The sequence below is a fragment of the Halorhabdus sp. CBA1104 genome (assembly GCF_009690625.1).
Taxonomy (GTDB): Archaea; Halobacteriota; Halobacteria; order Halobacteriales; family Haloarculaceae; genus Halorhabdus.
Genome location: NZ_CP033878.1, coordinates 2,220,320 through 2,233,782 on the forward strand (window position 1 = coordinate 2,220,320; position 13,463 = coordinate 2,233,782).

Annotated in this window: 13 protein-coding genes and 1 pseudogene; 8 read left to right on the forward strand and 6 right to left on the reverse strand. The window is 64.2% G+C overall.

Going from position 1 to position 13,463, the window contains the following annotated elements; translation table 11 throughout:
• Window positions 1-59 precede the first annotated feature (59 nt).
• The 4 genes from pyrE (at window position 60) to Hrd1104_RS11220 (ending at window position 3,271) form a co-directional block, all read left to right on the forward strand.
• Entirely contained in the window at window positions 60-590 is a 531-nt protein-coding gene (gene pyrE, locus Hrd1104_RS11205; RefSeq protein ID WP_154552843.1) for an orotate phosphoribosyltransferase, read from the forward strand.
• A gap of 85 nt (window positions 591-675) precedes the next feature.
• Window positions 676-1,392: a phosphoribosyltransferase family protein gene (locus Hrd1104_RS11210; protein ID WP_154552844.1), complete on the forward strand. Its 717-nt coding sequence runs from the start codon at window positions 676-678 to the stop codon at window positions 1,390-1,392.
• An 82-nt stretch (window positions 1,393-1,474) separates the two neighbouring features.
• Window positions 1,475-2,917, forward strand: coding sequence for an NCS2 family permease (locus Hrd1104_RS11215; RefSeq protein WP_154552845.1), 1,443 nt, complete (start codon window positions 1,475-1,477; stop codon window positions 2,915-2,917).
• Between the two features lie 99 nt (window positions 2,918-3,016).
• On the forward strand, window positions 3,017-3,271 hold the full coding sequence (locus Hrd1104_RS11220; protein WP_154552846.1) for a glutathione S-transferase N-terminal domain-containing protein: 255 nt from the start codon (window positions 3,017-3,019) through the stop codon (window positions 3,269-3,271).
• 45 nt (window positions 3,272-3,316) lie between these two features.
• On the opposite strand, the gene Hrd1104_RS11225 is transcribed toward Hrd1104_RS11220, so the two are convergent.
• The 3 genes from Hrd1104_RS11225 to Hrd1104_RS11235 all read right to left on the reverse strand — a co-directional run bounded on the left by Hrd1104_RS11225 (window position 3,317) and on the right by Hrd1104_RS11235 (window position 6,138).
• On the reverse strand, window positions 3,317-3,652 hold the full coding sequence (locus Hrd1104_RS11225; protein ID WP_154552847.1) for a multidrug efflux SMR transporter: 336 nt from the start codon (window positions 3,650-3,652) through the stop codon (window positions 3,317-3,319).
• Between the two features lie 84 nt (window positions 3,653-3,736).
• Complete coding sequence (locus Hrd1104_RS11230) at window positions 3,737-5,113, reverse strand: UDP-N-acetyl glucosamine 2-epimerase (protein ID WP_154552848.1); 1,377 nt, start codon at window positions 5,111-5,113, stop codon at window positions 3,737-3,739.
• A gap of 65 nt (window positions 5,114-5,178) precedes the next feature.
• The gene (locus Hrd1104_RS11235) at window positions 5,179-6,138 is read right to left on the reverse strand and encodes a transcriptional regulator (protein ID WP_154552849.1); all 960 of its coding nucleotides are present in this window, start codon (window positions 6,136-6,138) and stop codon (window positions 5,179-5,181) included.
• Between the two features lie 165 nt (window positions 6,139-6,303).
• On the opposite strand from Hrd1104_RS11235, the gene Hrd1104_RS11240 reads away from it, so the two are divergent.
• Entirely contained in the window at window positions 6,304-7,572 is a 1,269-nt protein-coding gene (locus tag Hrd1104_RS11240) for a tRNA(Ile)(2)-agmatinylcytidine synthase (protein ID WP_154552850.1), read from the forward strand.
• A 93-nt stretch (window positions 7,573-7,665) separates the two neighbouring features.
• Window positions 7,666-8,652 (forward strand): ornithine cyclodeaminase family protein, encoded by a 987-nt coding sequence (locus Hrd1104_RS11245; RefSeq protein ID WP_154552851.1) that lies wholly within the window; start codon window positions 7,666-7,668, stop codon window positions 8,650-8,652.
• A gap of 37 nt (window positions 8,653-8,689) precedes the next feature.
• Here the strand turns inward: Hrd1104_RS11245 and Hrd1104_RS11250 are convergent, their stop codons facing one another.
• Both Hrd1104_RS11250 and Hrd1104_RS11255 read right to left on the reverse strand, forming a co-directional pair.
• On the reverse strand, window positions 8,690-8,896 hold the full coding sequence (locus tag Hrd1104_RS11250; protein WP_154552852.1) for a hypothetical protein: 207 nt from the start codon (window positions 8,894-8,896) through the stop codon (window positions 8,690-8,692).
• A gap of 77 nt (window positions 8,897-8,973) precedes the next feature.
• Window positions 8,974-9,849: pseudogene (locus Hrd1104_RS11255) on the reverse strand (glycoside hydrolase family 3 C-terminal domain-containing protein); the annotation flags it as partial.
• Between Hrd1104_RS11255 and Hrd1104_RS11260 the strand changes: the two are divergent.
• Window positions 9,833-10,264, forward strand: a complete 432-nt coding sequence (locus Hrd1104_RS11260; protein ID WP_154552854.1) for a class I SAM-dependent methyltransferase — start codon at window positions 9,833-9,835, stop codon at window positions 10,262-10,264. The pseudogene Hrd1104_RS11255 and the gene Hrd1104_RS11260 sit on opposite strands and share 17 nt — an antisense overlap.
• Here Hrd1104_RS11260 and leuS read toward each other — a convergent pair whose 3' ends face one another.
• The gene (leuS, locus tag Hrd1104_RS11265) at window positions 10,265-12,940 is read right to left on the reverse strand and encodes a leucine--tRNA ligase (protein WP_154552855.1); all 2,676 of its coding nucleotides are present in this window, start codon (window positions 12,938-12,940) and stop codon (window positions 10,265-10,267) included.
• Between the two features lie 144 nt (window positions 12,941-13,084).
• On the opposite strand from leuS, the gene Hrd1104_RS11270 reads away from it, so the two are divergent.
• A complete protein-coding gene (locus Hrd1104_RS11270; RefSeq protein WP_229770474.1) occupies window positions 13,085-13,414 on the forward strand; it encodes a hypothetical protein in 330 nt (109 codons plus the stop codon).
• Window positions 13,415-13,463: the final 49 nt, after the last annotated feature.

Genomic DNA, 13,463 nt, shown 5'->3' on the forward strand with positions numbered 1-13,463 from the left:
GCGACCGAGCGCACCGATTCCGATGGCTATTATACCTCTCCGCTTGCGGATTCGAGCACATGGCAAACCAGGACCTCATCGACGCGCTCAGGGCAGCAGACGCCGTACAGTACGGCGAGTTCGAACTCTCACACGGCGGCACCAGCGACTACTACGTCGATAAGTACGTCTTCGAGACCAGTCCCGACTGTCTGGGGGCGATCGCCGAGGCGTTCGCCCGGCGACTGGACGAGACGACACTCGCCGGGGTCGCCCTCGGTGCGGTCCCACTGGTCGCGGTCACGAGCGTCGAAACCGAAAGCCCGTACGTCATCGTGCGGAAACAGCGCAAGGAGTACGGAACGGGGAACTTGATCGAGGGCGACCTCGAAGCCGGTGAGGAAGTCGTCGTCCTCGAAGATATCGCCACCACCGGCCAGAGCGCTGTCGAGGCCGTCGAGGCACTGCGCGAGGCGGGGGCCGTCGTCGATCGCGTGCTGGTCGTCGTCGATCGCCAGGCGGGTGCTGCCGAGAACCTCGCCAAAAGAGACGTCGAACTTGAGTCACTGGTGACTGCCGAGGAGCTACTGGCCGAGCGAGACGACGAGTGAGAGTGCGTCCGACCCCACGAAAGTGTATAGATCTCCGTTCTTCCCATCCGAAATATTCACGTTCGTGACGTGACAATGGGTGCGTATGAGACGAGACGAGAAGGCAGCCCTCCAGTTGCGGGCCGTCTCCATGCTCCGAGAGCTGAAAGCGACCCGTACGTACGACACCCTCGCCGACGAGACAGGTCTGTCGGCGGGCGATCTCAACCGTTACGTCAACGGCCACGTCCTCCCAGGCGTCGAACGCGCCCGGCGAATCGTCGGGGAGGTTGGCCCGGACGTCCTCGCCGGTGAGATCGAAGCGCGGATCGACCGAGACGAGGACGGCTACGTCGACAACACCGCGGTTGTCTTCGATCAGACACTACTGGACCTGGTGGCCGGCGTCGCCGTCGAGTCCGAGGGTCTCACCGCGCCCGATGCCGTCCTGACTGCAGCCACCGACGGGATCACGTTTGCCAGCGCAATGGCGAGACAGTTCGACGTGCCCGCCGTCTACGCAAAGAAGTCCCGCGAGACTGCCGTCCCCGAATTCGTCGAGGCCCGCCAGCGGGTCACACCGGGCATCGAGATCACCTACTCGCTGCCCGCCGATGCGCTCGATCGCGGTGACGAAGTGATCGTCGTCGACGACTTCGTTCGCTCGGGCAACACCCAACAGCTGTTGCTGGAACTCACCGAAAAGGCCGGTGTCACCGTCACAGCCGTGATCACGCTCATCGCCGTCGGTGACGACGGGATCGAATCGGTACGAAACCGGGCCGATGCCCCCGTCGTCGCGTTCACGTCACTCGCCGAGTGATATACACGTTCTTGTATACTTTGGGCGTAGATAACTAAACGATTAAGTCCCTCTGTGCAAGTTGGTCGATCGTGGTGGATACATGGCGCTAACCGACACGATCGCAGAGTACTTCGAGTTCGACGCCCACGACACGGATTTCAGTACCGAGGCCCTCGCCGGAGCGACGACGTTCCTGGCGATGGCCTACATCGTCGTGGTCAATCCGACGATCATCGGGCCGGCAATCATGACCGATCCGCCGGCGGGCTGGGGCCAAGAGCAGGTCCTGCAGGCACTGTCAGTCGTGACGATCCTCGCATCGGTCGTCGCGACCGCCGTCATGGCGCTGTATGCAAAGCGGCCGTTCGGGCTGGCACCGGGGATGGGACTCAACGCCTTTTTCGCGTTCACTGTCGTGCTCGGATTGGGCGTCCCCTGGCAGGTCGCGCTGGCTGCGGTCTTCGTCGAGGGGGTCGTCTTCATCGCGCTCACTGCTATCGGGGCACGCAAGTACGTAATCAAACTCTTCCCCGAGCCGGTCAAACGCGCAGTCGGAGCCGGGATCGGTGTCTTCCTGCTATTTCTGGGCCTTCAGGAGATGGGCGTCGTCGTGGCCGACCAGGCAACCGTCGCGACGCTCGGGAACTTCATTGAGGACCCAGTAGCCGTCCTTGCGGTGGCTGGGCTTGCACTGACGCTGTTCCTGTACGCCCGCGGGACGAACGGCTCGATCATCATCGGCATCGCGTCGACAGCCGTCTTCGGCTGGCTGCTGACACTGTTGGCGTCGGGCGGAGAGGATACGTTCGCGCCACCGGGCTACACCGAGTTGCAGAGTCAGGGGGCGGTCGACTATCTACTGGACACCCAGTACAATTTCCTCCCGCTAGTCGAGGGGTTCATCGATGGGCTGGGACAGATTGCTGAGGATCCCGCCATCTTCGTACTCGTCGTGTTCACGTTCTTCGTCGTCGACTTCTTCGACACCGCCGGCACACTGATCGGCGTCTCCGGCATCGCCGGATTCCTCGATGAAGACGGCAATCTGCCCGAGATGGACAAGCCACTCATGGCCGACGCAATTGGCACGACAGTGGGCTCGATGATGGGAACGTCGACAGTGACGACCTACATCGAATCCTCGACGGGAATCGAAGAGGGGGGCCGCACCGGGTTCACCGCGCTCGTCGTCGGTATCCTGTTCCTTGTCTCGCTTTTGGTCGTCCCACTGATCTCGCTCATCCCACAATACGCGACGTACATCGCACTCGTCGTCGTCGGGATCATTATGCTCCAGGGCGTGGCTGACATCGACTGGAACGACCCCGCCTGGGCAATTTCGAGTGGCCTCACGATCACCGTGATGCCGTTGACCACCTCGATCGCCAACGGGCTCGCAGCCGGGATCAGCAGCTACCCGCTGATCAAGACCGCGACCGGTGAACGCGAAGACGTCAAGCTGGGCCAGTGGGTTCTCGCGCTCGTGTTGATCGTCTACTACGTGTTCTTCTTCCTGATCGACGGGGAGTTCGTGGCGTTCTGATCGCCATTCCCGATTTCGCTACGGGCTGTGACGCCGCCAGCTGAACACTGATTGGGACGACCGCCGGACTCTTTTGAGTCGATCCCATATCGATCGGCGATGGCAGACCTCGAACTGTACGAACTGCAGGGCTGTCCGTACTGTGCGAAAGTCACGAAGAAACTCGACGAGCTCGGACTGGAGTACGAGTCACACAAGGTCCCATCCAGCAAGAGCGCCCGCGAGGAAGTAAAGGCAGTCAGCGGCCAGACAGGAGTCCCCGTTTTGGTCGACAACGACAACGGCATCGAAGGGATGCCCGAGAGCGACGATATCGTCGAGTATCTCGAAGAGACCTACGGCAGCGGCGCGTAAGGGAGGGTTCGTCCGAGTCTTTCTGTAGAGAGGGTCGTAGTCGACTCAGTGGGCGGCCGCGTACGCATCGGAACGCGTCAGCAGCGCGACTCCGGCGACGACCAGTGCCAGCCCGGCAACGGCGGTCGCATCGAGGGATTCCCCGAAGTAGGCAACGCCGACCGTCGCGGTCCCGACGATACCGACGGCCGCCCAGATCGCGTAGACTTGGCCGATCGGGAGCGCTTCCAGCGCTATCGAGAGGAAATAAAACGAGGCGCTGTACCCAGCGACGACTGCGACGACCGGGAGTGGATTCGTGAAGCCGTCAGAGAGTTTCAGCGCGGTCGTACCCAGTATTTCCGAGGCGATCGCGACGGCGAGGGCAAAGAACGGTCGCATAGTCACTGGACTGCAGGCAGAGAACAAGTCAGTTTCCAACCCAGGTGGCGTTTCGAGGGCGGTCGTCGACGCGCTCGGTCCGTCTCAGAGGTACTCGAAGTCCTGGTCGCTCGTCGAAAAGCCGACGCGTTCGTGCGCCCAGTCGAAGGGGGCTGTGTCCCGTTTGTCTTCGAGATAGTCGACGATCGTCTCGCCGACGTCACCACCGTAGAGGTTCGGCCCGGTCGCGATCTCCTCGCGGACGGCGTCAGTCTCGGCGACGTACTCGATCATGTCCGTGACGTACTCGCCGTCGATCGGTGGGACCAGCAGGTTCGTTTGGGCGTCGAAGACCGTCTCGGGTCGGTCGGTGTTGAACCGCGCCGTCAGACAGGCCGCCTCGTCGATGTAGTTGAGTTCCTCCTGCATGCTTCCTGAGTCGGTGAACTCCGCGAAACACTGCCCGGAGGTGAGAAACTCATAGACGTGAGCGTGTTTCTTCCAGAGCCCGGTAAAGAGGAAGTTCTCCCGATTCTCGTCGAGTTCGAGCAGTTTCTCGCGGTAGCCGTACTCTTTGAGGGCCTGTTCGGTCGCGTGCAGTTCGGCGAAGTTGACGTTGTAGCCAGCCTCGACCAGGCCGATGACGCCCTCGACGATCGCCTCGAAGCGATCGGGCAAGAGGTTCGCCCGGCGGTGGATGTCCACACGGAGCCAGTCGTCACGTTCCTCCAGAACGGGGTAGATGTCGAAGATACTCTCTTCGAGGTCGGCATCGGCTTTCATCTCGATGGCGTCGACGACGCTGTTGCCGACGACCGGGATCCGCTCTTGGCCGTCGACTTCAGCCGGATACCCTTCGTTTTCGAGGTGTTCGCGGTTGAGTTCGACAGGGGCGAACTGATAGATCGACCCAGCCGAGCCGACGAAGGTGTCGTACTGTTCGGGGAACGGTTCGGCACGGTTGATCGACCACTCGCCGTTCCACTGGCGTTCGATGAATGCGGCGATATCGTCGTAATCGTCGTAGTCGGGAGACATCCCGCGGAGGCCAGCCTCGTTGTGGGCGACGGCCTGATTGGTGGCAAAGAGCCACGCCTGAGGGACGATGCCGGCAGCGTGGGTGTCGCCGTGGACGATCGGTAAGACCGTCGTCTCGGGCCATTGCTCGGCCAGCCGGTCGGTGAGAGCGTCGATGCGGCGATGGACCTGGGCAGTCTTCTCCGAGAGACTCCCACGGATGCCCAGATCGACGGCAACGCGGTCCTCGATGCCGTACTCGGCGAGACCGTGGCCAAGCACATCGTCGTAGTGCTGGCCGGTGTGGAGGACAAAACAGGGCATCCCGTGTTCGCGGGCGGCCGTGACGACAGGGGCCTGTTTGTAGAAATCAGGTTTGGTAGCTGTCACGACGGCGAGGACGAACTCGCCGCTGTCCATCTGGCGGGCGAGACGGTCGTCGTAGACCGTCAGCTCCGTTGTCATAGGATGCTCTGGGAGAAGCAGTGAGTAGTGCGTTCCGGTTTCGACCGGTAGCCTCACTGGCCCGGTCAGGCCGGTTCTTCGCCGCGCTCACGGATCAGATCGCGGAGTTCGTCGGCGTCTTCGATGTCTTCGAGTTCGGCCTCTTCGAGGAGAGCCGTCCCGTCGACGGCCTCTCGGGTCGCCCGGTCGACGACGTAGACCGCGCGTGTCTCGGTCACGCGACCGACCGAGGACATGATCCGGGCGCGTTTTTCGGCCGTTTCGGTCAGCTCCGAATGACCAGTCAGCACCCGGTCGCGCCGGCGGTCGTTCTCACTGACCGTCTTGAACGGCGCGCGCGTGGTCGGGTGCACGTCGAACCCGACCCGGGTCAGGACCGTCATGACGAGTTCGTCTTCGCTTTCGACCTCGGGTTCGTCGGGCATTGGCTCCGTGTCGCGAACGTCCTCGGCCCCCTCCAAGACCGCCACCGGCGAGGTCAGCGGCTCGTCGAAGAGATCTTCGAGTTCGGCTGCGACCTCGACGGACGCGTCCATGCCGTCCTCGTACTTCGAGACGGTCCGTCGGGAGACGCCGAGTTCGTTGGCGAGTTTTCCGAGGCTCATCTCTTCGTCTCTGCGTGCGTCGGCCAAGACGTCACTGTCGATGTTGACGTAGAGGCCGCCGGGTGCGGCGTAGATCAGCGGCGGGACTTCCTCGACGAACAGATCCATCGCCGTATCCGGGCTCAACACGGGCACGCCGTGCCGGAAGTACACCACGCCGGGCTTGAGTTCCTCGTCACGCGTCCGGAGCCCGATCACCATCGGGGTCGCCTCCAGATACTCCCCGAGGCGTCGCATCTCCGCGCCCGTCTGGGCGTCGAAGGCGTCGATATTACCGAGGATCTTCACCAGAACGGTGTCCTTCCCACGGCGGGCCGCGATGTCGAAACTCTTCGGTCGGATCGCACACCGGTCGCTGACGAGGAAGCCCGCGTCCTCGAGCATGGCTGTGACGTTACTGACCAGTGCCGATCGTGACATAGGTATCGCTACCTAAAGGTATGGAGATCGTTCTATAAATGCGTTGTGCCGTCCGATATACCGCCTTCTGTCGATTCGGCTAACCCGGGCGAACTGTTGTTTCAAATATGTATCGGTTCGATCCCTGTCGAAACCCGTTAGTCGCCCGCCCGGATAGGACCCGCTGTGACGGTCATCGGGATCGACGACACGGACTCCCGACAGCGCGGGATGTGCACGACGTATCTCGCCGCACGGGTCGCCGATCGGCTGGCCAGTGACTGGCCTGTCAAGCGGCGCCTCCTCGTGCGTCTCAACCCGGCCGTCGAGCACAAAACCCGCGGGAACGCCGCGCTGGCGATTCACACGTCGGCCCCACCTGCCGCCGCGCTGGAGGCCGTCGAAACCGACCTCGATCTCGTGGCGAGTGCCGATCCGCGGACGAATCCCGGCGTCGTCGTCACACCGGACGATCCGGACGCGGTCCCCGAAAGGGTCGTCGAATTTTCTCGCGGGGCCGTCCGAAGCCATCACACGATAGCGGACGCTCGCGAACAGATCGGCGACTACGGGTACGAGACTCGCGAGGGTGGCAACGGGCGTGGCCTGATCGGCGCCCTCGCTGCCGTCGGTGCCTGGCAGGCCCACGATGAGTGGACCGACGAGTGTATCTCCTACCGCGAACCGGCCCGTCGCGGCACGCCCCGAGACGTCGACGCCGAGTCGGTCTTTGGGGCCGCCGACCGGGCCTATCCCGACGCCTGGGACACCGTCGATCGCGTCGAGGGCGACCTCGTTTGTGTCCCCCACACCCCCGGGCCGATCCTCCATGGCATCCGTGGTGACGATCGCGCTGTCGTCGAGGACGTCGCCGAGTCGATCGAGAGCGAGCCAGTCGAACGCCGCTCGCTGTTCGTGACGAATCAGGGAACCGACGCCCACCTGCAAGCAGGGAGCCTCGGGACGGTAACAGACGGGCGCGCCTATCGCGTGACGGGCACCGTCGAGACGGCCCCGGAAACGCGGGAAGGCGGGCACGTCTTTCTCGAAGTCGCGGGCGATGACAGCAGTGAGCAACTCCAGTGTGCGGCCTTCGAGCCGACCAAGCGCTTCCGGGACCGGGTTCGGAACCTCCGGGTTGGCGATCGGATCACAGCCTGTGGAGAAGTCGCCGACGGAACGCTCAAACTGGAGAAATTCGCCGTCCGAGACCTCGAAAAGACCGAACTGGTCACCCCCACCTGCCCGAGTTGTGGCCGATCGATGGAGAGTGCCGGCCGCGACCAGGGGTATCGCTGCCGGGATTGTACGACGAGCAGGGACGGCAAAACGGAGCGTCGCCTCGATCGGGACCTCGAAGTCGGCTGGTACGAGGTCCCACCGGTCGCTCGCCGCCACATCGCGAAACCGCTGGTCCGGGGCGGGTTCGACGCGCCGACCCATCCCGAGCGCTGAGAGCCCAGTGACGAGACTGCGTGGGCCACCTGTAGCCGATCTACGGCGACAACCGGACCACTGCTTAAGTACGCAGGCTAGTCATACTTACCCATGGAGACGGTCCTGCTCGGCCCCGAAGCAGTGAAGAGTGTAATCGAGATCGGCGACGTGGTCGACGCCGTCGAGGCGGCCTTCGTCGCCGAGGCCAGCGGGAACGCCCAGATGCCCGCCAAATCCTACGTCGATCTACCCCAGTATGGCGGGGACTTCCGATCGATGCCGGCCTATCTGGATACGGGCGAGTTCGAGGGGGCGGCCGTCAAGTGGGTCAACGTCCACCCCGACAACCCCGCCGACCACGACCTGCCGACGGTCATGGGGACGATCGTCTACACCGACCCCGAGACCGGATTCCCGCTGGCGATCCTGGATGGGACGACGATCACGCGCTTGCGGACCGGCGCAGCAGCGGCCGTCGCCACGAAGTACCTCGCTCGCGAGGACGCGTCGTCGCTCGGCCTCGTCGGTGCGGGACAACAGGCATACACGCAACTCGCGGCCATCGCGACAGTCAGAGACATCGAGACCGTGATCGTCGCCGACACCGATCGCGCTGCCGTCGAGGCGTTTCTGGATCGGTTTGGGGATCGCTTCGACGTGCGCGAGGGGACGATCGACGAAGCGGCCGCCTGCGACGTGGTGTCGACGATCACGCCCGTCAGGGACCCGATCGTCATGGCAGTCGGCGAGCGGACCCACGTCAACGCCATGGGGGCCGACGCAGCCGGAAAACACGAGATCGCCGACGCCGTCCTCGAAGACGCCCGGCTCGTCATCGACGATTACGAGCAGTGTGTTCACTCCGGGGAACTCAACGTCCCCTACAGCGAGGGCGTCCTGACCGACGACGACATTGGGGCCGAACTCGGGGCCGTCGTCGCCGGGGAAGTTCCCGGCCGGACGGAAGCCACCGGCGTGACCGTCTTCGACTCGACCGGGCTTGCAATCCAGGACGTCGCAGCGAGCCACGTGGCCTACGAGAGTGCACAGGCCGCGGGGCTCGGCGAGGACTATCGGTTGGTCGACACCACGTCCTGACTGCTCGCCCAACAGTCCGAACAGGTTTGCGGTCGTCTCAACTCCCCCGGAGTGCACCGAGCCCCTTCGAAACGAGCCATCCCGCGACGACGAACGGCAACAGCGGGAGCAAAATGACGAAAATTGGGGCAGCGACCATGTAGCCGAAGAAATTCATCTGAGTATCGGGACTGTCCGTCGAGAGAGGCGTCACCGTCCGGAGCGTCTCGACGACAGACTCGGAGTCCCCATTGGACGTGCTCATGGTGGTTCGTACTCGGAGAGAGGGTATAAAACACGCGCCGCCGGCAGTCCGTCGCCGAGTCCAGGCCCAACAGTCCACTATCGCTCGGTCGTCAGTTCCGTCCGAACGTCCCGCGAGGAGCGAGCGACTTCGATCACGTACTCGCCGGAATCGACCGTCCAGCCCGCCCCCTCGTCGTCCCGGGCGAATGCGCGGTCGTCGAGGTCGATCGTGACGGTCGTTCGCTCTCCAGCGTCCAGATCGATGGCCGCGAAGCCACCGAGTTCCCGTTCGGGGCGGTCGACGCCCGCGACAGTCGGCGGGCGAACGTAGGCCTGGACGAGTTCGGTGCCCGCTCGCTCGGCGACGTTCTCGACGGTGACTGTGAGCGTGTCGCCCGCGAGCGTCGCCTCGACGTACTCGAAGTCCGCATAGGAGTGGCCGTCGCCAAAGGGGAACGTCGGCTCGGCGTCGGCGGCGTCGAAGTGGCGGTAGCCGACGAAGACCCCCTCCTCGTAGTGGGCGTTCCCGTCGACGCCCGGGAACCGCTGTTCGTCGGCGGTCGGGTACGTTCCCTCGGATGCAAAGGTGACCGGGAGTCGGCCGGCGGGATCCCGGTCGCCGTACAGGACCGCAGCGATGGCCTCGCCGTGGGCCTGGCCGGGGTACCAGTTCTCGACGATGGCCGCCACCGCATCGCGCCAGGGCGTCTCAACCGGCCCGCTCGTGTTGAGCACGACGACCGTCCGGTCGTTGGCCTCGGCGACGGCCTCGATCAGTTCGTCCTGGCGATCGGGCAGTGCGAGTGACTCCCGATCGAGGGCTTCGGTCGCGACGTCACGAGCGAAGACGACGGCGACGTCGGCCTCGGCCGCCGCGTCCGCCGCGCTCTCGATATCTACGTCGCCCGCGGGTTCAGCAGACTCGAAATTGCCGGTGAGACTGTCGACCAGCGAGATGCCCTCGACGCGTGGGGACCTCGGCGACGCACTCACGTTTGCGGACGACGACGACTTCGACGGTATCGTTAGCTCCCTCGCACTCGGCTACGTCGAACGGTGGAAAACCCCACTCTCGGAGTTTGCACGGCTCCTCGAATCCGGTGGCTTTCTCGTCTTCTCCGTGATGCATCCGCTGGACACCTTCCAGGCGGACGAGTCATCGACGTACTACGCGGTCGAAGAACAGACCCACGAGTGGGCCGTGGACGTTCCGTACGACAGACGGCCGTTCGAAGCGATCATCGACCCACTGTTGGAGGCCGGATTTCGGCTGGATGCAGTCTGCGAACCACAGCCGACCGCAGCCTTCGAAGAACGGCGGCCGGAGCGCTACGAAACCGAATCCAACGAACCAGTGTTCCTCTGCGTGAAGGCCACCCGTCTGTGATTATTCAGCGATGTCGATCGCCGGCCGACCGGGTTCGGCCGCCCCGGCGAGGTCGTCGGGCGCATCTTCGGCAGCCAGCACCGTCACGCTAGCCTCGAATTCGCGTTCGATCAGCCAGGCGGCCCGTTCGAGTGCCGCCTGCTCGCGCTCGGGGGAGAGGAACGTTTCGACGTGGCCGCGAGCCGCCAGGTCCTTCGCGAAGTCCGCTGCAGCCTCGCCGTGTTGCTGGAGGTCCTCGTTTTGCATGACCGCCGGCACCACGTTGTCGGCCTCGCGAGCGATGTCCGCCACGTCGTGTTTCCACGCGGGCGCGACGGCGAGGGTGATCGCCGCGGGATCCTCGATTCCGACCGTCTCGACGATATCTCGAACGTCCTCGCGAGTGCCCTCGATGAGGCGGCCTTCGAGGTCGTAGCCTTCGGGCGCTTGGGCATCCGGCCAGTCGGCTTCGGCGAGCAGCCCATCGTTGCCGAGTTCGGCCCAGATCTCCTCGCCGACGTGCGGGGCGACCGGCGCGAGCAACTTCGTCGCCGTGATCAGTCCGTCCTCGAAGGTCTCGGGATCGACGGCCGTGACCTCCCGGTAGCGCCGGAGCAGCGAGACGAGTTCCCGGACCGCCTGTAGAGCGTGGTTGAACCGGAAGTCTTCGTATTCGTCCGTGGCGCTTGCGGCCGTCGCCTCGATCTCGCGGGCGACGTACGCGGCGATATCGCCGTCGCCTGTGGTGGTCGTCTCGACAGCCCCGCTCGAATACGCACTGGCGAGTTCGTAGAGGCTCTGCAGGAAGTCATGGGCCGAGCGAACGCCCTCCCCGCTCCAGGCGAACTCCTTCTCGGGCTGGGCGGCCTCCATGATGAACAGCCGAGCCGTGTCGGCCCCGTACTCGTCGATGATCCGCTGGGGGGAGACACCATTGTCGCGGCTTTTGGACATCTTGAGGCCGTCTTCGCCCAGCACCATCCCCTGGTTGGTCAGGTTCTCGAACGGTTCGCGGACGCCATCGAGCAGGTCGATATCGTCGAGGACCTTCGTGAAAAAGCGGGCGTACAGCAAGTGCATCACGGCGTGTTCGATCCCGCCGACGTACTGATCGACGGGCATCCACTCTGTGGCACGCTCGGTGTCGAAGGGGGCATCCTCCAAGCCCGGCGAAACGTATCGCAGGAAGTACCACGACGACCCGATGAAGGTGTCCATCGTGTCGGTCTCCCGGACGGCATCTCCCCCACAGTCGGGACACGCGACGTGCTTCCAGTCCTCTGTGGCGTCGAGTGGGTTGCCGGTCGTGTGGACGAACTCCGGGAGTTCGACCGGGAGGTCCTCTTCTGGGACAGGTACCGCGCCACAGTCATCACACCACACCATCGGGATCGGCGTGCCCCAGTAGCGCTGCCGGGAGATGCCCCAGTCTCGCAGGTTGTACTCGGTTCGGTGCTCGCCGTCGAACTCGGCGACGAACCGGTCGCGGGCCTCCTCACTTTCCAGTCCATCGAACTCGCCGCTGTTTATCAGCACGCCGTCCTCGGTGTAGGCCGCTTCCTGAACGTCGATAGCCTCGGGATCAGCCTCGGCAGCCTCGACTGGTTCGACGACCTGCTGGATCGGGATGTCGTGGGCCGTCGCGAACTCGTGGTCGCGGTCGTCGTGGCCGGGGACGGCATAGAGCGCACCCGTCCCGACGTCCGTCAGCACGTAGTCGGCGACGTAGACCGGAATCTCCGCGCCCGTGGCGGGGTTGATCGCGTATTCGCCCGTGAACACGCCCGAGGTGACGTCGAGGTCGTCCTCGTCGGCCTGCTCGGCCATCTCGATGTACTCGGCAACCTCGTCGTTGGATTCGGCGATTTCCTGGGCGACGGGGTGACCAGGCGCCAACGAGAAGTAAGTTGCGCCGTAGATCGTGTCGAGTCGCGTCGTGAAGATATCCACCGCGCCGTAGCCGTCGATTTCGAAGGCGACGCTTGCGCCCTCCTGCTTGCCGATCCAGTTGCGCTGCATCTCCCGGACGTTGTTCGGCCAGCCCTCAAGGTCGTCCAGGCCAGAGAGTAGTTCCTCGGCGTAGTCAGTGATCGTCAGGAACCACTGGTCCATCTCGCGGTGGTCGATCGGCGTGTCACACCGCCAGCACAGCTCTGCCTCGCCTTCGACTTGCTCGTCGGCGAGGACAGTCTCACAGGAGGGACACCAGTTCAGTTCGGCGGCCTGGCGTTCGACCAGCCCTGCCTCCTGGAAGCGCTGGAAGAGCCACTGGTTCCAGCGGTAGTAGTCAGGGTCGCAGGTGGCGACTTCTCGCTCCCAATCGTAGCCAAAGCCCATGCGTGTGAGTTGTTCACGCATCGAGTCCATGCAATCGAGGGTCCAATCTCGCGGATTGGTGTCTCGTTGCTCGGCGGCGTTCTCTGCGGGCAGGCCAAACGAGTCCCACCCCATCGGATGGAGGACGTCTTCGCCGCGCATCCGCTCGAAGCGGGCGAAGGCGTCGGTAATCGTGTAATTCCGGACGTGGCCCATGTGGAGATTCCCCGACGTGTAGGGGAACATCGCCAGGACGTACGCCGGGTCCTCGGCGTCGTCGGGGATGCGGAACACGTCCGCCTCGTCCCACGCTTCCTGCCAGGCGGGTTCGATCTGAGTGTGGTCGAACCCACGTTCTCGCTGGTCGTGCTCTGCTGGCATCGTTGGCCCACTCTGGGGGGGCGACACTGCTATACCTTACTCTTCGAGAGCCAACACGGCAAAATCGAATCGCCGAAAGGAAGCGAACGCAACCCCGCCCCACACGAACGGGTATCTTACCGGCGGGTGACAGTACGCGTAGCCATGGAGGTCCCAGATGCGATGACCACGGCCGTCGAGAAGATCACCGAAAGGGCGGGCGTCGAGCGCGTCTACAGCGACCCGATTGACCGCGACGGCCGGACTTTTGTCCCCGTCGCCAGAGTCGCCGACGGGTTTGGCGGTGACGTCGGCGAGGGATCAGCCACGAGCACCGAAACAGAGGGCGAAAGCGAGCCTGCCGGAAGCAGGTCTGGGACTGGCGGTGGCGGCGGCGGGATGGCGAAACCGGTCGGTGCGATCGAAAGCACGAGGATGGCACACGGTTCATCCGGGTCAGTGATCGCCGACAGCTGGCCGGCGCTCTCACAGTAGGTCTCCTGGTCGGCTAGCTGGCCCGGCACTTGCAGCAGTGACGAGTGAC